Here is a 22,499-nt window from a genome sequence, read left to right as displayed (position 1 = left end):
AGAATTAATGCATAAACCAGATAATATTAGAAACATTGGAATAGTTGCTCACATCGATCATGGTAAATGTGTAGCAGGAGACAGTTTAATATCTCTTGCAACAGGAGAAAATGTTAAGGCATCAGAATTATTTAAAAAATTTGAAAATAAGGGAAGGATCATCAAAGAAGAAAAAAATGAAAAAGTAATAGACGTTGATGGATTTGGAATACATGTAAGTAGCTTAGATAAAAAAGAAAATAAAATTGTAAAAGGGAAAGTAACGCATCTATGGAAATTAAAGAAGACAGATCCATTAGTTGAACTTCACTTAGAAAATGGAAATAAAATAAAAACAACGCCCGAACATAAATTCCTTGTGTTTGACAATGAAGAAGGTATAATAGAGAAAAGAGCAGACAAAATCAAGAAAGGCGATTATATAGTCGTTGCAAGGAAACTTTATCATGAAGATTTAACTAATGAAGAATTGAAAAAGAAGATTATTGAGATTTTATCTAAAGATGAAGGATTCATTGCTTGTGTCAATGGGGACACCTGTAAATTAAGTTTTTTAAAAGATAAAAGATATGATAATATAGAATGGATTTCACATGAAGAATTATTTAGTGATGGTGAAAAATTAAGATTGCCAGATTCAACTGAAGAATTCACAAAATTTTATTATTTAGCAGGTATTGTTAAAGCTGGCGGTAATACAAAATTAAAAAATATATCAATATTTAAGAAAGTTGTAGATACTTTATTTACATGGAAATTCATAGAAACTTCTCCTAAGAAATATATCTCTTCATTTATAAGAGGGTATGTAGATACTAGAGGTATAGTGAAAAATAATGGAATCTATATTTCATCTGACAATGAATTTATAAAGAGACTGCAATTACTACTCTATAAGTTTGATATAGCATCCATAAATGAAAATAATGGAACGTTGTGTATAACAGGTAAAAGTTCTTTAACCAGATTTAAGAAGATAGGATTTTCAGACATTAACAAGAAGAAAGAATTTAACAAATTATTAAAGAAAAATATAGATTCAAAAATTGACCACATTCCAGTCTCAAGAGAAATCTCAGAAATAATTAATGAAGATAAAACAAGCATATCAAAACATGAATTACGAAACATCTTCAACAATTTAGAAAGTAAAAATGTGAAAGATTTAGAACCATTAGTTTGTGACGATGTTTCTTATGTGAAAGTTAAGAAAATAAACAGAATCAACGACGAAAAATATGTCTATGATTTAACAGTAGAGAAATATCATAATTTTGTAGCAAATGGTGTAATTGTACATAATACGACATTATCAGACAACTTACTAGCAGGCGCTGGAATGATTTCTGCTGAATTAGCAGGAGAACAATTATTCTTAGATTTTGATGAACAAGAACAAGCAAGAGGAATAACTATCGATGCTGCAAACATCTCTATGGTCCATAAGTACAACAATGAAGAATACTTAATCAATTTAATAGATACTCCTGGACATGTAGATTTTGGAGGAGATGTAACAAGGGCTATGAGAGCTGTAGATGGTGCTATAGTCGTAGTTTGCGCAGTGGAAGGTGTAATGCCTCAAACAGAGACAGTATTACGACAAGCACTTCGTGAGAATGTTAAACCAATTTTATTCATAAATAAAGTTGATAGATTAATCAATGAACTTAAATTAAGCCCTGAGGAATTACAACAAAGATTTGTTAAGATTATAACTGATGTAAATAAATTAATTCGTAATATGGCTCCTAAAGAATTTAAAAATAAATGGCAAGTTCGTGTAGAAGATGGTAGCGTCGCATTTGGTTCTGCATACTACAAATGGGCAATAAATGTACCAATGATGAAAAAGACAGGGATAAACTTCAATGACATCATAAGATATTGTAAAGAAGGAAAACAAGATGAATTAGCTAAAAAAGTTCCTTTACATAAAGTAGTTTTAGAGATGGTTGTCAAACATCTTCCAAGTCCTAAAGAGGCTCAAAAATACAGAGTACCAAAAATATGGTCTGGTGATATTGAAAGTGAAGAAGGACAAGCAATGCTTAACACAGATCCAGAAGGTCCATTAGCAATTATGGTCACTGATGTACGAATAGACAAACATGCTGGTGAGATAGCAACAGGTAGGATATATAGTGGTACTATAAAGAAAGGAAAAGAAGTATATCTTGTTTCATCACAAAGTAAGTCAAGAGTACAGCAAGTTGGAGTATACATGGGACCAGAAAGGTTAAATACTGAGGAAGTACCAGCAGGCAACATTGTTGCGATAACTGGCGTAAAAAATGCACTTGCAGGTGAAACTATTTGTGATAGCGAGAGGAAGATAAAAGCATTTGAATCACTTGAACATATTTCAGAACCTGTGGTTACTGTGGCAGTGGAAGCTAAAAATACAAAAGATTTACCAAAATTAATTGAAGTTTTGAGACAAATGGCTAAAGAGGATCCTACAATCAGTGTAGAAATTAATGAAGAGACTGGTGAACACCTTGTTTCAGGTATGGGTGAATTACACCTTGAAGTTATTGCACATCGTATAAAAGAAAAAGGTGTGGACATTGAAACTTCAGAGCCAATTGTTGTATATAGAGAAACAGTAACTGGTGAAGCAGGGCCTGTCGAAGGTAAATCCCCAAATAAACATAACAGATTTTACATAACAGTAGAACCACTTGAAGAATCTGTGTTTAATGCAATTGCAGAAGGTAAAATAAAAGAAGGTCAAGTAAGAGGAAAAGAAATGACTAAAAAATTCATTGAGGCAGGTCTAGATAAAGATGAAGCAAAAAGAGTTTGGGATGTTTATGAGAAAAATTTGTTTATAAATATGACTAGAGGTATTCAGTATCTAGATGAAGTTAGAGAATTACTGATAAAAGGGTTTAGAGAAGCAATGGATAAAGGACCGTTAGCTAATGAAAAGATAATGGGAATCAAAGTTAAACTTGTAGATGCTAAGATCCATGAAGATCCTGTACATAGAGGTCCTGCACAAGTAATGCCTGCTGTGAGGAGAGCAATTTATGCTGCAATGATGATGGCAGATCCTATACTTTTAGAACCAATACAAAAAGTATTTATAAATGTCCCTCATGATTATATGGGAAATGCAACACGCGAACTTCAAAATAGGAGAGGTCAAATAGTTAACATGAACCAAGAAGGAGACATAATGTTAATAGAAGCTATAGTGCCGGTAGCCGAAATGTTTGGATTTGCGGGAGCTATAAGGTCAGCTACAGAGGGTCGATGTCTATGGTCAACAGAAAATGCTGGATTTAAAAAATTACCAGATGAACTGCAAGAAAAAGTCATTAAAGAAATAAGGACTAGGAAAGGTTTATCTCCAGAACCATTTGATGCTGATCATTACCTACAATAATTTTTTATAAACCAAAAGATATATAAACTTCATGAATTAACAAGAAAAACAAAACAAAGTTTAAGGGAGGTTAGACTGTGGCTAAAGAAAAGGAACACATTAATTTGGCTTTCATTGGACATGTAGATCATGGAAAATCTACATTGGTTGGCCACCTTTTACTTAAAACTGGAGTGATTTCAGAACAAAAGTTAGGTGAAGGAGAAGATAAATTTAGATATGTAATGGACAAATTAAGAGAAGAAAGAGAAAGAGGAGTAACAATTGATTTAGCACACGCAAAATTTGAAACAGATAAATATGAATTTACAATAGTTGACTGTCCTGGACACAGGGACTTTGTAAAAAACATGATTACAGGTGCATCCCAAGCAGATGCAGCAGTGTTAGTAGTAGCTGCAGATGATGGAGTGATGCCACAAACAAAAGAACATGTATTTTTAGCTAGGACTTTAGGTATAAACCAATTAATAGTTGCAATTAATAAAATGGATTTAGTGGATTACGATGAGGGTAGATTTAAAGAATTGAAGAAAGAAGTAAGTGACCTACTTAAAATTGTAGGTTACAAACCAGATGAAATACCATTTGTACCTCTTTCAGCATTTAAAGGAGACAATATAACTGAAAAAAGCGAAAATATGGGATGGTACGATGGACCAACATTTCTAGAATCATTAGATACATTAAAGCCACCAGAGAAGCCAATTGATTTACCATTACGAATACCTGTACAAGACGTTTATTCAATTACTGGTGTTGGAACAGTCCCTGTTGGAAGAGTAGAAACGGGTGTTTTAAAAGTTGGTGACACAGTTGTTTTTGAACCACCAGGTGTTAGTGGAGAAGTAAAATCTATTGAAATGCATCATGAAGCAATGGAAAAAGCAGAACCCGGAGACAACATAGGTTTCAATGTCAGAGGCGTTGGAAAAGATGATATAAGAAGAGGAGATGTAGCAGGGCACACAGATTCACCACCAACTGTTGCAAAAGAATTTACAGCCCAAATAGTTGTCTTACAGCATCCGGGTGCAATAACTGTAGGATACACACCAGTTTTCCATTGTCACACAGCACAAGTAGCCTGTACCTTAACAGAATTAAAACAAAAGATAAATCCAGCAACAGGTGAAGTACAAGAGGAAAATCCTGACTTTTTAAAGACTGGCGATGCTGCAGTAGTAAAAGTTAAACCAACCAAACCACTGGTAATTGAGAAGATTAAAGATATTCCTCAGTTAGGTAGGTTTGCAATTAGAGACATGGGTCAAACTGTTGCAGCAGGAATGTGTATAGACGTAGTTCCAAGATAATCCCCTTTCCCTTAATTAATTTTTTTGGAGGATTTTTTTATGCAAGAGGCAAGAATTAAATTAACAGGGACAGACCCAAAAAAATTAGAATATGTATGTGAACAAGTCAAAAAAATAGCAGAGAGAACTGGAGCTGAAATGTCAGGGCCGATACCATTACCTACAAAAAGATTAGTAGTGCCTACAAGAAAATCACCAGATGGTGAAGGCAGTGCTACTTGGGAAAAGTGGGAAATGAGAATACATAAAAGACTTATAACTGTTGAAGCAGATGAAAGAACTATGCGTCAAATAATGAAAGTCAGCGTGCCTGATAACGTAAATATAGAGATAGAATTAAAAGGTTAAGAAGGTTAATACTTAAATATTAGAAATTTAGTAGATAATTAATAGATGCCGGGGTAGCCTAGCCAGGTAAGGCGCGGGACTTGAGATCCCGTGGGGCATACGCCCCTCCTGGGTTCAAATCCCAGCCCCGGCGTGTCGGGATAGCCTAGCCAGGTAAGGCGCAGGATTCGAAATCCTGTTGAGCAATGCTCATCTTGGGTTCAAATCCCAATCCCGGCGTCAACTATTTCTCTAAATGAATTAATTATATAATCTATTTGTTCTTTATCCATCCTATATACACTACATTTAAGTGTTTTTGTATATCCTGGCTTTACACCAGTAATATTTCTCTTTTTTAATTCGTGATAGAGGAAATAACCTTTTTTTGGATGTTTTTTACTTATTTTTTCAAATATAGGTGTCTCAAAATTTACTAAATCATGCATCTTTGGTTTTATACCAAGTTGTTTTATTCCTTCTATTTTTTCCATTTCTTTAACAAAATAACGTGTTTTTTTAACTTCTTGGTCCCAGTTTTTCACTCTTTCTTTTACATGTGGAAATGATGCCATTAAAGTTACTATAGGCGCACCGCGGCTTGTACAACCAAGAAGTTCAATTTCTTTATTTGGATATTTTTTTGATTTGCGAAGTATTTCATCTTCCCATTCTTCACTCAATCCAAGTATTCCAATGGGTCCTGAGGCTGCCATACTTTTATGACCACTTCCCACAACAAAATCTGCTTTTAATTTTTTTGCATTTATTGGCATTCTTCCCATCGTATATGCGCAATTAAGTAAAAGAGGTATTCCTTTCCTCCTACAAATCTTTCCAATTTTTTTAGCATCTGTAAGGTTTCCATAATTTCCATCCACATGTGTTAAAATTGCAAGTTTAACATTGTCATATTTGTCTAGTACGTTGTCTAATGTTTCTTTCCATTTCTCAACCTTTATTTCATAATTAGGATATCCACTATGTGGAACAACAATAGTATCTGTTTTATTTCTTTCGGCAGCCACATATGTTGTATAGTGAGCATTTCCATCTACAACTATTTTATCCCCTTCTTCACAAAGAGAATGTATAACTATGAATTTACCTTCTCTAGCGCCATGAGTAGGCCTAACAATGTCAACATTAATAAACTTTGAAAATTCTTCTAGAAACTCATGGATAGGTGGTTTATTTATCTTATCTAATCTTCCTTCACAATAGTCACATACACTATACCCATCCTCAAACTCATGTAATGCAACTTTAGCTTCTGGTGTTAATATTCCTCCTCTTTGTATTGGATTAATATTTAGGCTTTTTTTAGCAAGTCTTTGTTCAGCGCAATATTTCATAACATTCCTCCAAAAATTTAGAAGATTTTATATTTTATTATAGTTTTATTGTTATTAAAAATTATAGGGTGTCATGATGATAGAATTAGCAGATGAAATTTTAAAAAAGGCCATGATTTATGCAGATGATGCAGAAGTTTTTTTAGAAAAAGGAAAAAGCCAGGAAATACAAATTAGAGACAACAAGATTGATTTATCTTGGGAAGGTTCTAGCTTTGGCATTGGATTAAGAATAATCAAAAATAACAAATTAGGATTTTCATATACCTCAGATATTAAAAAGATAGATAAAATGATAGAAAATTGTGTGAAAAATGCTAACTCCAATGTAAAAGATAAAAATTTTAATTTTGCAAAACCATCTAAATATAAAAAGCCTGAAAACATATATGATCCAAAATTTTTTGAAGATGAAATTAAATATGAGTTTGTAAAAGAAATGATAGAAATATGTAAAGAAAAAAATTGTAATTTGGTGACAGGAGGATTTTCAGCATCTCTTAATGAAGTGACGATCGTGAATTCAAATGATGTTGAATGTTATGAAAAATCCACGACCTTTTCAGCATATCTATCTGTTAATACTGGAAATGAAAATAAAAGTAGTGCACATGAGTCTGATTCATCAAGGATGATGGATTTAGATCCAAAAATTGCTGAAAGAGCTTGTAACATTGCAATTGAGTCTTTAAAACCTAAAAGTTTTGAAACTTGTAATATAGACGTTGTTTTCGATTATCATGCTGCATCTTCTCTTTTAGATCCATTAGTAAATGCTTTAAATTCAGATAATGTGCAAAGAGGAAGATCTATATTTGCAAATAAAATTAATCAAAAAGTTACAACGTCAAATCTTACTGTATATGATAATGGCATCGTTGATAAAGGTATTAATTCGTCATCTTTTGATGATGAGGGTGTCCCATCCCAAAATACAACATTGATTAAAAAAGGAATTTTAAAAGGATTTATGTATGATCTTTACACTGCAAAAAAAGAAAACAAAAAAAGTACTGGGAACGGATTAAGATCTTCATTTTCAGAAACACCTAAAGTTTCACCTACAAATTTAATTTTTGATTTTGAAGAAAAAATAAAAATGTCAGAGATCAAAAGAGCAATATTGGTATATGATGTATTAGGAGCTCATACTGCAAATCCAATATCAGGAGATTTTTCTGTCAAAGCTAATAATGCGTTTTTAATTGAAAATGGTGAAATAAAATATCCAATAAAAGATATAATGATATTTGGAAATGTTTTTTCAATGTTAAAAAAATTAAATGCCATAAAATCCAAAATTAGACAAATTGGACCATTTATAATACCTAAGTTTTATGTAAAAGATATTCATATAACTGCTTAATTATGCAATACTACCGGCTATAAATGCAAGAAATGTTATTATCATTCCAATTTTAAGATATTTAGATGTTTGCCTAGCAGTTTTTTTATCTTGTTTTTTAAAAATATCAAATGCGGATTTTAGGAATAAAATTATTGCAAAAGATAAAAATAGGATATATAGATTACCAAATATTTTTAATAAATAAAGAACAGGGCTAAGTAAAGCCGTCAAAATAATCAATATTGCTGCAGTCTTTCCTGAAATTTCAGTTCCATAAACTATTGGCATAGTTTTGGCTCCCATTACTTTATCACCCTCTATATCTTCTATATCTTTTACAATTTCTCTAGCCATTGTCATTAAAAATGCAAAAATTGCTATATAAAATGAGGTTAAAAATAAATTAACAATTATGCCAGCAAAAATAAATGTTAAAGATGTTAAAAATGAAACAACAACATTACCTATTAAGCATTTTCTTTTTAATTTATAAGCATAAAGTATTAATAAAGCTTCTGCTACAATAACAATGAAGGTGATTATAGGTCTTAATAAGAATGAAAGAAATACAGCAATTAAAAATAATGCAAGAGAATATATTAAAGCTATTTTAGCTTTTATTCTTCCAGAAGGAATTGGTCTATTTGGTTTATTTATCATGTCTATTTCACGATCAAAATAATCGTTAATAACGTTTCCAGCACCCGTAACTAAAAAAACTATTAAAGATCCTAAAATTACATTAAATCCAAAATTTTTTGATATTATGGCGACTATAATTACTGCTATTGTGGCCATAAGAGCGTTAATAGGTCTTAATATTTCAATGTACACATTCATAAATTAACCCCTCCTTAAAGGTGAAAAATATGCAAATAACATGTCTGGTGGAAGATAGTAGTATAGATGTTAATTTTAAAGCCGAACATGGTTTATCTTTACACATTTATTCAAACAAAAATATACTTTTTGACATGGGTGCAACAGACTTGTTTCTTGTAAATGCTAGAAAATTGGGTATAGATATTAGGGATGTAGATATTGCATTTATTTCCCATGGACATTATGATCATGGTGGGGGACTTCCATATTTTCTAAAGGAAAATCAAAAAGCCAATGTTTATTTAAAAAAAGAGGCTGTAAATAAATATTATGCAAAAGATGATGGGAGCTGGCGAGAAATTGGTCTAAACATTGAAAAAGAAAAAAGAATAAAATTCCTCAGTAAAAACAAAAGTTTTGGAAATATTCATGTAATAACTGAAATAAATAAAAAGTTTCCCCAGTATAAAGAACCTTTATATAAAAAATCAAATAAAAACTTGATACTTGACGATTTTTCCCATGAATTATTTTTAGTCATAGAAGAAAAAAATTGGATATCAATTATAACTGGATGTTCACACAACGGGATCTTAAATATTGTAGATACTGCCTATAGACATTTTGGGAATAAAACTATAAAACTTCTCATAGGAGGCTTTCACATGATAAATTTAAGTACAGAAAAAATAAAGTTTATTGCTGATAAACTTTCAGAATACCCAATACAGATGATCTACACAGGGCATTGCACTGGTGAAAATGCATATAATGTTTTAAAATCAAAAATAGATAATGTAATGAAACTACAAACAGGTTTAACAATAAACATATAGCAGGTGTTTCATGTGAGTAAAATAAAGGTTGCCATAGCTGGCTTAGGCAATTGTGCGAGTGCTTTAATCCAAGGCATTTATTATTATAGAAATAAAGGAGAAGAAGATTGTGTAGGATTGATGCATTGGGATATAGGTGGATACAAACCAGGAGATATAGAGATTGTGGCAGCATTTGATATAGATAAAAGAAAAGTAGGAAAAGATGTTAGCGAAGCTATTTTTTCACCACCAAATTGTACAAAAATATTTTATGATGATATTCCAAAATTAGGTGTTGAAGTTTGCATGGGGCCTGTGATGGATGGTGTTGCAAAACATATGTACAATTATGATGAAAAATTTACTTTTGTTGTGGCAGATGAAAAACCTGTGAATGTGACTGAAGTTTTGGAAGATTCTGGAGCTGAAATATTGTTAAATTATTTACCAGTAGGTTCTGAAGAGGCTAGTAGATATTATGCACAATGTGCAATAGAGGCAGGAGTAGGTTTTATAAATAATATACCTGTGTTTATAGCCAGTGATCCAAAATGGGCTGCAAAATTTGAAAAAAATAACCTACCTGTTGTTGGCGATGATATAAAGTCTCAAATAGGTGCTACTATAACACATAGAGCACTTGCAAATTTATTTAAAAAAAGAGGTGTGAAATTAGAAAGAACTTATCAGTTGAACATAGGAGGAAATACAGATTTTCTAAACATGTTAAACCATAAAAGATTGGATTCTAAGAAAAAATCAAAAACAGAGGCAGTACAATCAATACTTGGTAAAAACAGATTGGAGCCTGAAAACATTCATATTGGTCCTAGTGATTATGTTCCCTGGTTAAAAGACAATAAAATTTGCTTTTTAAGGATGGAAGGTAAAATATTTGGAGATGTTCCTATAGATCTAGAATTACGTTTAAGTGTTGAAGATTCTCCAAATTCAGCAGGGAGTGCTATTGATGCAATAAGATGTTGTAAATTGGCATTAGATAGGAAAATAGGAGGACCACTCATATCAATTTCTGCTTATACTATGAAACATCCTCCAAAACAAATAGATGATGAAAAGGCTGCAGAAATGGTTGATAAATTTATAAAGGGAGAATTAGAGAGGTAATCATTTAAAAAACTTTAAAGGGGCTTTCCTTATTTATTCTTCTGGTTCTACTGTGATGGCCTCATTTGGACATACATCCATACAAACCATACATTCATTGCATTCTTCAGTATTTTTAGCAACAACTTTGTCTCCTTCTATAACTAGAATTTCCATTGGACAAACATCTACACACTCTGCACAATCTGGCCCATCACATTTATCATAGTCAATTGTTATTTTACTCATGACTCCACCTCCTTTTGAAAATTTTTTTAAAGCATAGGAAGATAAAAATACCAATTATTAATACTCATTAACTACTATATAAAACTTGCTATTAACTGAAAAATAATTATGGAGATGTAAGTTTTGGAAGTATGATTGTTCCTTCATTTTTATCTCCTAAAGCAATATACTTTTTCTTTTTATAAAAATACCCGACTATAGCAGCTATCATTGCATCAAACTCATGAATAGTCATTTTACTAATTTTTTTATTTGTTTTAAATCTCTTTAAAATAGAAACATCTATCATTTTCTTTGCAGTATTTGGATGAGTCTCTATAACACAAGTATTTTTATTTAAGGACTCTATAATGTTTTTTAGTTTTATAGCTCTAAACACAAGTTTTTTCATGCCTCTAAAAGTAAGAGGAAGAACTTTACCATACTTTCTAATTTCAATGTCTGATTTCCTGAAATGTCCAAATTTACTACATTCACAATTTATTTCAAGACAACATCTGCCTTTTGGAAGTGAAAGCGGTGCATCAAAAACTACTATTCGAGCTTTTTTACATATTTCAATGATTTCATTATCATAATATTTTTCAGTTGTATATATGTTATTTTTGTTTAAAATTGCAATTCCACTCGCATTTTTGTCTTTTCCAGCAAGGTCTACACCAATTATCATATATACCTTAACCAACCATATTTATCCTCAACCTCTGCATTTATTACTTTGAAAAATTCTTTCTGTAATTTTTTAGTTATAGGACCTCTTTTGCCATTCCCGATAGTTATTCCATCTACAGAGCGTATTGGGGTTATTTCTGCTGCAGTACCTGTAAGAAATATCTCATCAGCAATATATAACATTTCTCTAGGTATATTTTCTTCTCTAACCTCTATACCTATATCCTCTGCCAACTTCATGACAGTGTCTCTTGTTATACCTATCAATATTGATGAATGGACAGGAGGTGTATAAAGAATCCCATCCTTTACAATGAAAATATTTTCACCGCTGCCTTCACTTACAAATCCTTGGTAATCAAGAATTATTCCTTCGTCATAATTATTTGCTATTGCTTCCATCTTAACAAGTTGTGAATTCAGATAATTTCCTCCAGCTTTGGCAATATTTGGAAGCGTATTTGGAGCCATCCTCCTCCAACTTGATACACAAACATCTACACCATTTTTAATTGCTTCTTCCCCTAAATAAGTTCCCCACTCCCATGCTGCAATAGCTACTTCTACTGGACAATTCTGTGGATTTACACCCAACTCACCATATCCACGGAATGCTATTGGCCTTATATAACACTCTTCTAGATTATTTATTTTCACTGTTTCTATTATTGCATCACAAATTTCATCTTCAGAATACGGGATTTCCATTCGGTATATTTTTGCAGATTCAAATAATCGTTTTACATGATCTTCTAAACGAAAAATTGCAGACCCTTTTTTGTTTTTGTAACATCTTATTCCTTCAAATACACTTGATCCATAATGTACAACATGTGAAAGAACATGAATTTTTGCATCTTTCCAATCCACAAATTCTCCATTGAACCATATCTTTCCTTTTCCAAAGTTCATAATCATACCTCTTTCAACCATTCTTTCGTGGCATCAATATCTGCCGTAAAATCAAGTTTTAGGGGTGTTAAGGTAATCTTTCTTTCATTTTTTAAAACATAAACATCGGTTCCTGGTAAATCCTTATGTACAGATTTTCCATTTATCCAATAGTATGGTCTTCCTCTTGGGTCATGCCTTTTCTCAACATTTACTTTATACATTCTTTTTCCTAATTTTGTAATTTTAATTTCTTCATCTTTTGGTTTTGCTGGTATGTTGATGTTTATAAAATCTACACCATCTGGCAATCCTTTTTTTAAAATTAATTTAGCTATTTTTCTTGTTATTTTTTTTGCATATGTGAAGTCAACATCTACATGGCCATCATGAAATTTTATATCACTTTTTTCCACTTGTAATGAAACAGCCATTGCTGGCACTCCATGTACAGCAGCTTCCATTGCAGCTCCAATTGTACCAGACGTTGTTAGCTCTGATTTACCCAAATTTTCACCAATATTAATCCCAGATATCACTAAATCAACTTTACCTTTGGCTATTTCATATATTCCAAGTATCACAGCATCTGTAGGTGTACCTGAAACTGCATATGCGCAACTTCCATCTCTGAGTATTGTAGTATTGACTCTTATCGGTTCAAATAATGATAAAGCATGTCCAATTCCACTTTGTTGGGTTGTTGGAGCCACTATTATACAACGTCCTAAATCTTTTACTGCCTCCTTTGTTGCCAATATTCCTGAAGAGTTTACACCATCGTCATTTGTTATAAGTATCTGCTTCATGTTCTACCTCTCTCTTTTTAACTGTTTTTTTGTAAAGTAAGAATAATTCTATAAATTAGCTAAAAAAGTTATTATAACATTTATTTAATAAAAAATTAATGGAAGAAATAGATAATAATGTTGCTTTGAAATATACCAAATATTATTGAAAGGACTACAGCAATTGCTAAAGGTAGAGAAGCAATAACGATCTTTCTATTTAATTTTACATCCTTTTTGTCATTTCTTTTAGAGAAAGAATATATAAGTTTAAAGGCATATCCTGTAGAGAACAATATTGCCATAAAGAAAGCTAACGCAAGTAGCTTCCAGATGCCTCCCAATGAATAAGAGGCAATGAAAATAAATACTTCACTCCAAAACGTTAGAAGTGGTGGTAAGCCTAAGAGTCCTATAGCTGAAGTAATTACTATAAACCTTATGATATCAACATCCAATTCCCTAAGGCCTGAAACACTGTACATGCCTACATATTCTATCATTAGATATGCAACTAAAAATGCTGGTATTTTTACTGTAGCATGGGCTAAAATATGTAAAGCTCCATATTGGACTCCCAATGGCACACCAGTTGTAAATGCAAATAACATGTATCCAAAATGTGATAAAGTACTGTAAGCCAATAATCTCTTAATATTTTTTTGAAATGTTGCTGCCAATGCAGCAATAATTGATGTAATAACTGCCAATATACCTACAATTTCTTTTGTAAATATATTAGTAGATGCAATATGTCCAACTACATATGTTGTTGAAGGAGTTGCAGCACCCATTAGTAAGACAGCTAAAAGTGGAAGCATTGTCATATGTACATCAGGTAACCAGAAGTACATTGGAAACATTGCTGCCTCAGCTGCTAACCCCGCAACTATAAGCACTTTTGCAATAAATGAAGATTTATGGATAATATCAGTAATTTTAGTGCTTTGTGCATCATGTATTGCCATAAATATTCCTACTAATGCAACTAGCACTGCTATTACACATATGACAATATATTTTATACTGGCTTCATATTCATCTTCAGTATGCCTCATATTCAATGATCCTAAAATTACAAAACTGAGAGTTTTCCAGTAAATAAACAACCTTATAATGTCATTGGTATATGGGATAAGAAATGAGACTGCATTAAAAAGTATAAGTCCAATAGCTAACATAGTTTTTCTTTCAATATTTTCGGCAGTAGTAATTGATACTAACAAGCTTAATATACTAATAAACGCTGCAGTAGATCCAGATAGTCCTGCAACACCTTTTGCATATAAAGATAATACTAATTGTACTATTGAAATAAAAATTGCTATATATAGTGGAAGTAATTTCCTTTCTTTCCAAATAATTCTACTTGTCATGATAACAATGACTGCAATTATAGCTATCATAATTGCCATTCCTTCTAAATTCATAGTGCACCACCTCTAATGAATATAAATATTAACAATACAAGCAGAAACAGATAAAAAGCCATTAAGCCTTGTGAAGCTCTACCTGTATGGATTTTTGCTGCTAATTTAACTATTACCTGGCTAAATAAATTACCTAAATTTTCATATGCTTTATCTAGATAAAATGACGTCTTGAATAATTCCCTAATTTTTTCACTAATTTCTTTTTTAGAAGTTAAATAAGTTAGTGAAAGTAATATACCAACTATAGTTCCTACTAGCATCCCTATATCTATATGTAACCACTCTACTTCAATTCCAAGCCATTTTGGTATTTTAATTAAAGGTAAAAAGACGATGAAGACAAACACAAAAAGAAGTATTGTTGGCAAATACATAAATGGTTCATAAATGTGTTTAACTTTAGTTTCTTTCCCCGATGCAAAGAAAACTATGACGAAAGCTCTCATCATGAAGAGTGACATCAATATTGAGAGTGAAATGACTATTAAATAATATATGTAGCTTACAAAAACAAGATTCAAACCTTCAAATATACATTCCTTTATGAAACCAGAGGCTAATGGTGGTAACCCTGCTGCACATAAAGCTCCTACTAAAAAAACTATTCCTTCCAATTTAAAGTTTTTTCTCCATAAACCTCTTGCGACCCGCATATCTCCTTTTCCCACGTCATGCTCTATAATTCCAGCCACCATAAATAATAACGTTTTGAAAATACTGTGTGTTAAGAAATACATGGCTGCTAGTATATATTCCCCTAAAGCCAAAGCTAAAAACATTAAAGATAATGAACTAATTGTACTATAAGCCAAAACTCTTTTTATTCCATAACTTACTAAACCTGCAAAGCATGCTAAATATAATGTTATTAAAGATATAATTATTAATAAAAACTTTGCGAAGTGAAATGCAGATATTAATGGTAGAAATCTCATGATTAAGTATATACCGGCTTTAACCATTGTAGCTGAATGTAGTAGTGCACTAACTGGTGTAGGACCTTCCATAGCGTCTGGTAGCCATGTATGGAAAGGAAATTGTGCAGACTTACCAAATGCAGCTATTAATATCATAATTGAGGATATAGATAATAAAGTAGGATTTAACAAAACTATATTTTGAAACTGAGAAATATCTGTTGCATTTACTAAAATTGCCATGACTGCAAGAATCATTAATCCAATATCACTAATTCTTGTCATGATCAATGCTTTTATCCCTGCTCTTCTTGCAGCTGGTCTTTCCCACCAATAACTTATGAGTAAAGCACTACAAATCCCAACTAATTCCCAATGTAACAACAAGTAGAGTATATTTCCTGCTAAAATTAAATGTGTCATCGAAGCTATGAAGAGAAGCATCAATGAATAAAATCTGGCATAGTCAACTTCTTTTCTCATATAATCTATGCTATATAGAATCACAAATGTCCCTATTAAATTTACAATTAATGTTAACAATGCTGAGGTTTTATCAACAAAAATACTAACATATGGTAAAATTTGAATTTTTGTTGGACATGTGAAAATAAATAGAAGAGTTGTTGAAAGCAGTAATGACAATGAGGTTGAAATTATAGCAGTGATCTCAACATATCTTCTGTTAAATCTATTTAATAAGAGTACAGCTCCAGAAGCTAGTAAATTTATGATAATAAGCAATAATAATATAATTTTCATCAAAGTTACCACCTCAGAGATTTCAGTTCATCTATTTCTCTAATTTTGATTCTCTTAGATAATGAAACAATAAATGCAACAAGCACTGCTTCGCTTGCAACAAGCACTGACGCGGATATTATTATTATCCACTGTAAAAACCCAAACATACTAATTAAAATAGATGCAAACAAAATAACTGAAATTTCTATAGTTGATATCCCTAAAATCAATCTGAAAATATTTTTTCCAAATAGAATTGTTGCCATTCCTCCATATAGTAATAATAATGGAGGTATAAATGCTAAGAGTTTCATGATTTACCACCCATTATACTTACTATTGCATAAAAAGATGCTGTCAATGTTATCATTAATGCAAGTAAATTATTAACGGTGATTTTAGGCCATTCAACTCTAGGAGTAGTTAGGACCAATATTTTATGCTTAGCTAAAATTAATAGTGATACACTTGTAAATACAACAATTGTGAGAACTATAGCAGTTACAGCAACTTTCAAGTTTTTTATCTTAATTGTAGGTACAGTTAATCCGGCTAAATATAATAAAGCAACTAAAGTACCACCAAATAAAAAAATGACTATTAATCCAATTGGTATTGACGTATATAATGCAATGCTAATTCCTATTAATACACAACCAACAAATAATGAAACTATTAACCTAGGTAATTTTTGTTCAAGCAATGCATAAATTATTAAAATTGAACCAATAATTGACATTATTTCACATAACATGACCTATCACCAATGATTATCCTATATGATGACTCTTTTTTGATTTTTATAGCTCCAAACTTACATACTTCCGAACATAAGCCACAGTATATACATCTGTTGTAATCAAATTTGGGATTTTTTAGAGGTACTTTTCTTTTACCTACTACTCTTTCGCCTACAACAACCATGTTTATTGCTTTCACAGGGCACATAATGGCACAAATAGAACAGCCATTACATTTCTCAGGTATTAAAGTTGGCCTACCTAGCCAATATCTCTTTGTTATTTCGTCCATATCTTTAGGTATAAGTGTAAAAACCTTTGATCCCAAGTTTTTGGCAGCTTCTTTTACAATTCTCAAAATATTATTCATTATATTGCCCCCAGAGTTTTAAGTCCACCTATTATTATGAGCTGTAATATCAAAATGGGAATGAACTTGAGCCACAAATTTTTAGGTAAATACAGACTTCTAACTCTTACTGCTATAGCTTTAACAAAAGTAACTAGGAATACTACAAACAATAATTTAATAAGTAAATAAATGATCCACAAAAATCCATATTTATTGATTCCTGGCCCATATCCTCCTGCTAAAAACACTGTAACAATTATTAAGGCAATATAGAGGAATTTTAAATTTCTTGAAAATAGTATGAAAGCAAGTAATCTGCCTGAATATTCAGTCTTCCATCCAGCTACAATTTCTTGCTTAGCATGTGGTAGATCAAATGGTGGTTCTTCTAATACTGCCAACAATGAAAAAATCATTACAAAAAATGTTAGGGGTTGTGTTAATATCAATGGATAATTTGCAATTTGATATTTTAAAATTGCTGAGATTGAGTAGTCACCCACCTGCGCAAAAGCTAAAAATAGAGAAATTATTAATATCACTTCATACATTGAATATTGGACTATTAGTCTCCCAGTCCCTACAACAGTAAATGGTGTTAATGAGGCCAAACCCGCCATAACTATAGAGAATGCCAAAAATGAAAGTATAACCAAAATAAATAGAAAATCACCTTGGAAATTATAAGGAGAGACTGGAGAAAATATAGGGATAAAAAGTATCCCAAATATTGGTAATATAACTGCTAGTAACACTGCAAGATGTGCAACAAGTTTATCCATATTTTCAGGTAAATTTTCTTCCTTTCCAAGAAGTTTAAAGAAATCATAGAAGGGTTGTAGGAATCCTTTAGGCCCTGTGAAATATGGACCTACTCTTCTTTGGATTTTTGCCACCAATTTTCTTTCTATCCATTCTATAATAGGTGCCATAATGAATGAAAATATAACAATGGAAATTGTGTATGTAAAAACACTATAATCCATGCATGTTCCTCCATGCCTGCTTTATATAGGTGGCAACTTCACTTTTTTCAAATAATTTTTTAAGTTCAAGGGATCTGTCTAAACAAGCGAAACAAGGGTCCATAGTTGTTAATATTAAAGGTACATCTGATAATGTTGATCCTTTAAGCAGATTGGATGTGAAAATCAAGTTTGCAAAAGTTGGTGTTCTTATTCTTACTCTATATGGATTTTTAGAATTCTTTGCCATTACATAATCAAATAATTCGCCCCTAGGTGCTTCAACACGGCCTATTGCTTCTCCATCTTTTATTCTTCTAGAAAAAAATCTTTTTGGAGTAGGATTTCCAGAAGGAATGTTTTCTATAGCCTCTATAATTATTCTACTGGATTCAAGAACTTCGTACATTCTAAGAGTTGTTACATTAAATACATCTCCACCATCCTTCGTAACTACATCCCATGGTAGTTCTTCATAGGCACCATATGGTTCGATTTTTCGTATGTCATTAGGGACACCAGTGGCCCTGATTACTGGACCTGTTGCTCCATATTTAATAGCTTTTTTAGAATCATAAACTCCAATTTTTTTCATTCTTTCAACAAGAGGGTCATATGAAAATAAAGCATCCATTAGTTCCTCAGCAAAATCTTCAAATGTCTTTACAACTTTTTTTACTTCATTTAATTTTTCTTCTGAAACATCTGTTACTGTTCCTCCTATAGTTATAAAAGAGGCATTGACTCTATTCCCTGTTATCAATTCTAAAAGATGCATTATTTTTTCTCTTATTCCCCATATCCACATGAACATTGTTTCGAATCCTGCCCAATATCCTAGCAATCCAATCCACATTACATGGCTGTGAATTCTTTCTAATTCAGCGACTATTGTCCTTAGATATTCTGCTCTTCTTGGTGCTTTAATGCCAGTAAGTTCTTCTACAGCGAGAGTATATGCCCATGAATGAGCAAAACTACATATTCCACATACTCTTTCAACCAAATACAAAACATCGTGGAAGGGACGTGTCTCACAAAGTTTTTCTACTCCTCTATGTGCATATCCAATCCTTGGAAATACATCAACAACTTTTTCTCCTTTTAAAACAATTGCAAAATGCTCTGGTTCCTTCAATGCAGGATGATATGGTCCAAATGGGACTGTTACTATAGATTCACCTTCATATTTTATTGCATCAGTAGATACATCAATTATTCCATTTTGAATACAGTGATTTGATAATTTTTCTCTTAAAGATTTTAATTTTGTAGTTTTGAGTAAAGGTGCAGGTAAATTATCAGAATAACAATCTGGTAAAATTAGTTTGGAAGATGTATAAGAGTTTTGGAACTTTATTCCAAATAAATCCTTTGTTTCCATCTCATATACTAATGCTGCAGGAGTTACATCTGTAATACTATCTATTTTTGGAGAATTGACAGGTATATATGTAATTACATGTTTTAAATTTCCTTTTAAATCATCAAATGTATAAATAATTTTTAGCTCCTCATCTAAATGTATGGGTGTTATAGTTATTAAATGAGGATATTTCCTCAATGTTTTTTCTGCCATATTTTTTATTTCTGATGGGTGAACTTCTACAGTATTATCCAACTTCCTCTTCCCCAACCTTCTCACCTGTTACTACTAGTTTACCATGATATATACTCTGTAACACTCTAAATATTGCTCGAGGACTTGGTGGACATCCAGGAATGTAAACATCTACTGGTAATACTTTATCTACGCCTTCAAGAACATTATAAGAATCTTTGAATACACATCCATCACATGCACAATTACCCACAGCAATTACATATTTTGGTGAAGGCATTTGCTCATATATGAGTTTTAATGAGCTTAAAGACTGAAGTGTTACAGGGCCAGTTACAACAAGTATGTCAGCATGACGTGGTGAAGATACAAGCTGAATTCCCATCCTTTCTACATCATACAACGGTGTCAAAGCTGCAACAAATTCTATATCACATCCATTACACCCTCCACTATTAAAATGAAATAACCACATGCTTTTCCTCAAGATATTTTTTGTGAAAAAATTTGTGATTTTATTTTGCATTTTACTCACCTCTAGAGAATAACATTGTGAAAAGCACGACAGCAATAAGAGTAAGTGTGAAATATATCAAAGTGGAAAATGATAAACCTGTGAATATTGATGCGATTAGAAGTGATTCCAACGTGAAGAAGAATGATAAAAATACTACTATCTTTGTTATGTACTTATAATGTTTTGGTAGATTGACAGCTCCACTTGTAAATGGTCTTTTGAAAATTTTCTGATGTTTACTTTTACTTGACAACATTCCGCTTAACCAGTAGCTACATGTGATGATTACAACGACAGTTAGCCCTCCAAATATGTAATCGACAGTGCTCATATTTTTAACCTCTATTTTCTCATTTGTGAGCTCAATATATAAGTTTTTCCTCTTGTTGAGAAGGTATATTTATTTAAGTATGGTTCTGATGCATTAACACGTTTACACAACTTTATATTATTACATGATAAATCATGATAGTTTGTAAAAAAATTTAAAAATTCTAACATATAAGCATTGGCATTGTAAGAAAATTTTAAATAAATTTACTACTCCCATCCTATAGAAAATTTTTCTTTAATAGTCTTTGGCAAAGGAATATTTTCTTTAGGCACTCTGATCTCAATAAGAAATGGTGAATTAAATTCCAGTGCCTTTCTTAAAATTTTATTTATTTCCTTCAAGTTTTTAACCTTCATAGCTTTTATTCCATATGATTTGGCAAGTTTCACAAAATCAGGATTTTTCAACTCTACAGAATAACTAGCATTATACATCATTTCTTGCCATTGTCTTATAATGTTTAAAGATTGATTATTTAAAACACAGATAAGTATAGGTAAATTATACTGTTTGATTGTAGCCAGTTCTTGCAACGTCATTTGAAATCCACCATCTCCCACTATAACTATTACGTTTTCATTTGGTTTTGCAAATTTCACACCAATAGCTGCTGGTAATCCATATCCCATAGGACCAAAAGATCCTGAAAAAATAAGAGACCTTGGTTTTACAACTTTTTTACATAAGGTTACCCAGGTTGTATGACTTCCAGCATCATTAACAATTATTGCCTTTTCATCAAATTCTAATATTTTTTTAATAATTTGTTGAGTTTTTGATATTTTAGAATTTTTAATAATTTCCATGTGTTCTTTTTTAAGATTTTTTAATTTTTTTAACCACTTTCCATCAACTGATATATCTATTTTCTCAATAATCTCTAAAAATTCTTTTACATCCATCTGTAAATTAACATCTCCTTTTAAAAATCTTTTATCAAGATTTACTTGTATTATTTCTGGATTACCAATTCCTTCTAATGTACGTTCTGTAAGTTTAGCTCCTAAAGCCAATAAAACATCACATGTTTTTCCAGCAAAATTTGCAGCTTTTGTACCTCTTAAGCCAATCATTCCCAAACAAAATTCTTCATACTCATTAATGACTCCACGAGCTGGATATGTAGTAACTAGCGGAATTTTTTTAGTTTTTACTATTTTTTTTAAAATTTTGGAGGCACCTGCCCATAAAACACCTCCACCTGCTAATATCAGCAATCTTTTTGCAGATTTTAAAATATCTATGGCGTCACTTAACCTACTTTTGTCCTCCCTGATTTTTATTTTAACTTTTTTATCAACTAAACTACTCGAAACTCTTTCCTCAAGAATATCTTTATGTAAATTTATGTGTATAGGACCAGTTGGCCCATATTTTAACATTTTTAAAGATTTTTTAAGTGATAGAATCAAATCTTCTGGTGTTAAAGGATCAAAGCTTTCCAAAGTTATAGGTTTTAATATGCCACAAATATCTACTTCCTGAAAAACATTTTTACCAACATCATTTGTTGGAATATCTCCCGTAAGTATGAGTAAAGGAACAGAATCCTTATATGCTGTAGCAACACCCATTACAAAATTAAGAGCCCCAGGACCTCCAGTTGAAAGACATACAGCAAATTTTCTATTAGCACGGGCATATCCATCGGCTGCATGAATTGCTCCTTGTTCGTGTCGAAACAATACATGTTTAATTTTAGATTTTCTAATTGCATCTAGGAGGGGTAAAACATGTTCTCCTGGATGGCCAAAAACATATTTAATATTTTCTTTTTCAAGAATTTTTATGATTGCGTCTGCACATCTAAATTTCATTTTACATCTCTCCAATTTTTAACTTTTTAAAT

Annotated in this window: 22 protein-coding genes, 2 tRNA genes and 1 pseudogene; 9 read left to right on the top strand and 16 right to left on the bottom strand. The window is 31.6% G+C overall.

The window, feature by feature from the left end; all coding sequences use genetic code 11:
* Positions 1 to 52: 52 nt before the first annotated feature.
* The 6 genes and pseudogenes from ACZ5LY_RS01795 to ACZ5LY_RS01770 all read left to right on the top strand — a co-directional run.
* Positions 53 to 1,243, top strand: a pseudogene (locus ACZ5LY_RS01795) (LAGLIDADG family homing endonuclease); the annotation flags it as partial.
* Positions 1,223 to 3,394: an elongation factor EF-2 gene (locus ACZ5LY_RS01790; RefSeq protein ID WP_048060667.1), complete on the top strand. Its 2,172-nt coding sequence runs from the start codon at positions 1,223 to 1,225 to the stop codon at positions 3,392 to 3,394. The pseudogene ACZ5LY_RS01795 and the gene ACZ5LY_RS01790, both read left to right, overlap by 21 nt.
* Positions 3,395 to 3,471: 77 nt before the next feature.
* Complete coding sequence (gene tuf, locus ACZ5LY_RS01785) at positions 3,472 to 4,710, top strand: translation elongation factor EF-1 subunit alpha (RefSeq protein WP_013413721.1); 1,239 nt, start codon at positions 3,472 to 3,474, stop codon at positions 4,708 to 4,710.
* 39 nt (positions 4,711 to 4,749) lie between these two features.
* Complete coding sequence (gene rpsJ / locus ACZ5LY_RS01780) at positions 4,750 to 5,058, top strand: 30S ribosomal protein S10 (RefSeq protein WP_013413720.1); 309 nt, start codon at positions 4,750 to 4,752, stop codon at positions 5,056 to 5,058.
* A gap of 47 nt (positions 5,059 to 5,105) precedes the next feature.
* Positions 5,106 to 5,191: transfer RNA gene (locus ACZ5LY_RS01775), tRNA-Ser, on the top strand.
* Between the two features lies 1 nt (position 5,192).
* Positions 5,193 to 5,277 (top strand) — tRNA-Ser (locus ACZ5LY_RS01770).
* On the opposite strand, the gene pscS is transcribed toward ACZ5LY_RS01770, so the two are convergent.
* Positions 5,259 to 6,392, bottom strand: coding sequence for an O-phospho-L-seryl-tRNA:Cys-tRNA synthase (gene pscS / locus ACZ5LY_RS01765; RefSeq protein WP_013413719.1), 1,134 nt, complete (start codon positions 6,390 to 6,392; stop codon positions 5,259 to 5,261). The two genes, ACZ5LY_RS01770 and pscS, sit on opposite strands and share 19 nt — an antisense overlap.
* Positions 6,393 to 6,468: 76 nt before the next feature.
* Between pscS and ACZ5LY_RS01760 the strand changes: the two genes are divergently transcribed.
* Positions 6,469 to 7,758: a TldD/PmbA family protein gene (locus ACZ5LY_RS01760; RefSeq protein ID WP_464577757.1), complete on the top strand. Its 1,290-nt coding sequence runs from the start codon at positions 6,469 to 6,471 to the stop codon at positions 7,756 to 7,758.
* Here ACZ5LY_RS01760 and ACZ5LY_RS01755 read toward each other — a convergent pair whose 3' ends face one another.
* Positions 7,759 to 8,580, bottom strand: a complete 822-nt coding sequence (locus ACZ5LY_RS01755) for a UbiA family prenyltransferase (protein WP_013413717.1) — start codon at positions 8,578 to 8,580, stop codon at positions 7,759 to 7,761. It abuts the gene before it with no gap.
* Positions 8,581 to 8,609: 29 nt separating this feature from the next.
* Between ACZ5LY_RS01755 and ACZ5LY_RS01750 the strand changes: the two genes are divergently transcribed.
* Together ACZ5LY_RS01750 and ACZ5LY_RS01745 are read left to right on the top strand one after the other, a co-directional pair.
* On the top strand, positions 8,610 to 9,398 hold the full coding sequence (locus ACZ5LY_RS01750) for an MBL fold metallo-hydrolase (RefSeq protein ID WP_464577756.1): 789 nt from the start codon (positions 8,610 to 8,612) through the stop codon (positions 9,396 to 9,398).
* Between the two features lie 12 nt (positions 9,399 to 9,410).
* Positions 9,411 to 10,508, top strand: a complete 1,098-nt coding sequence (locus ACZ5LY_RS01745) for an inositol-3-phosphate synthase (RefSeq protein WP_013413715.1) — start codon at positions 9,411 to 9,413, stop codon at positions 10,506 to 10,508.
* 33 nt (positions 10,509 to 10,541) lie between these two features.
* Here ACZ5LY_RS01745 and ACZ5LY_RS01740 read toward each other — a convergent pair whose 3' ends face one another.
* The 14 genes from ACZ5LY_RS01740 to ACZ5LY_RS01675 all read right to left on the bottom strand — a co-directional run bounded on the left by ACZ5LY_RS01740 (position 10,542) and on the right by ACZ5LY_RS01675 (position 22,467).
* On the bottom strand, positions 10,542 to 10,736 hold the full coding sequence (locus ACZ5LY_RS01740) for an ATP-binding protein (RefSeq protein ID WP_013413714.1): 195 nt from the start codon (positions 10,734 to 10,736) through the stop codon (positions 10,542 to 10,544).
* A 106-nt stretch (positions 10,737 to 10,842) separates the two neighbouring features.
* On the bottom strand, positions 10,843 to 11,406 hold the full coding sequence (locus tag ACZ5LY_RS01735; protein ID WP_464577755.1) for a DUF429 domain-containing protein: 564 nt from the start codon (positions 11,404 to 11,406) through the stop codon (positions 10,843 to 10,845).
* Entirely contained in the window at positions 11,403 to 12,320 is a 918-nt protein-coding gene (gene ilvE / locus ACZ5LY_RS01730; protein ID WP_013413712.1) for a branched-chain-amino-acid transaminase, read from the bottom strand. Before ilvE ends, ACZ5LY_RS01735 begins: the two co-directional genes overlap by 4 nt.
* A 2-nt stretch (positions 12,321 to 12,322) precedes the next feature.
* Positions 12,323 to 13,108, bottom strand: a complete 786-nt coding sequence (gene surE / locus ACZ5LY_RS01725; protein WP_013413711.1) for a 5'/3'-nucleotidase SurE — start codon at positions 13,106 to 13,108, stop codon at positions 12,323 to 12,325.
* 95 nt (positions 13,109 to 13,203) lie between these two features.
* A complete protein-coding gene (locus tag ACZ5LY_RS01720; protein ID WP_464577754.1) occupies positions 13,204 to 14,517 on the bottom strand; it encodes a proton-conducting transporter transmembrane domain-containing protein in 1,314 nt (437 codons plus the stop codon).
* Positions 14,514 to 16,199 carry an NADH-quinone oxidoreductase subunit 5 family protein gene (locus ACZ5LY_RS01715; protein ID WP_464577753.1) on the bottom strand — a complete coding sequence of 562 codons (1,686 nt, stop codon included), beginning with the start codon at positions 16,197 to 16,199 and terminating at the stop codon, positions 14,514 to 14,516. Before ACZ5LY_RS01715 ends, ACZ5LY_RS01720 begins: the two co-directional genes overlap by 4 nt.
* 5 nt (positions 16,200 to 16,204) lie before the next feature.
* Positions 16,205 to 16,495: a hypothetical protein gene (locus ACZ5LY_RS01710; RefSeq protein ID WP_013413708.1), complete on the bottom strand. Its 291-nt coding sequence runs from the start codon at positions 16,493 to 16,495 to the stop codon at positions 16,205 to 16,207.
* Complete coding sequence (locus ACZ5LY_RS01705; RefSeq protein ID WP_013413707.1) at positions 16,492 to 16,935, bottom strand: hypothetical protein; 444 nt, start codon at positions 16,933 to 16,935, stop codon at positions 16,492 to 16,494. Before ACZ5LY_RS01705 ends, ACZ5LY_RS01710 begins: the two co-directional genes overlap by 4 nt.
* Positions 16,920 to 17,291 carry a 4Fe-4S binding protein gene (locus ACZ5LY_RS01700; RefSeq protein WP_013413706.1) on the bottom strand — a complete coding sequence of 124 codons (372 nt, stop codon included), beginning with the start codon at positions 17,289 to 17,291 and terminating at the stop codon, positions 16,920 to 16,922. Before ACZ5LY_RS01700 ends, ACZ5LY_RS01705 begins: the two co-directional genes overlap by 16 nt.
* Positions 17,291 to 18,259, bottom strand: a complete 969-nt coding sequence (locus tag ACZ5LY_RS01695; protein WP_013413705.1) for a complex I subunit 1/NuoH family protein — start codon at positions 18,257 to 18,259, stop codon at positions 17,291 to 17,293. Before ACZ5LY_RS01695 ends, ACZ5LY_RS01700 begins: the two co-directional genes overlap by 1 nt.
* Positions 18,249 to 19,859, bottom strand: a complete 1,611-nt coding sequence (locus tag ACZ5LY_RS01690; RefSeq protein WP_013413704.1) for an NADH-quinone oxidoreductase subunit D-related protein — start codon at positions 19,857 to 19,859, stop codon at positions 18,249 to 18,251. The genes ACZ5LY_RS01695 and ACZ5LY_RS01690 overlap by 11 nt, the downstream gene beginning before the upstream one ends.
* Entirely contained in the window at positions 19,852 to 20,274 is a 423-nt protein-coding gene (locus ACZ5LY_RS01685; protein ID WP_464577752.1) for an NADH-quinone oxidoreductase subunit B family protein, read from the bottom strand. Before ACZ5LY_RS01685 ends, ACZ5LY_RS01690 begins: the two co-directional genes overlap by 8 nt.
* A gap of 52 nt (positions 20,275 to 20,326) precedes the next feature.
* Positions 20,327 to 20,647, bottom strand: a complete 321-nt coding sequence (locus tag ACZ5LY_RS01680) for a hypothetical protein (protein WP_013413702.1) — start codon at positions 20,645 to 20,647, stop codon at positions 20,327 to 20,329.
* A 209-nt stretch (positions 20,648 to 20,856) separates the two neighbouring features.
* Positions 20,857 to 22,467, bottom strand: a complete 1,611-nt coding sequence (locus tag ACZ5LY_RS01675) for a thiamine pyrophosphate-binding protein (RefSeq protein ID WP_013413701.1) — start codon at positions 22,465 to 22,467, stop codon at positions 20,857 to 20,859.
* Positions 22,468 to 22,499: the final 32 nt, after the last annotated feature.

This window comes from Methanothermus sociabilis, assembly GCF_055392295.1.
This window is presented reverse-complemented; position numbering and strand designations above follow the sequence as displayed.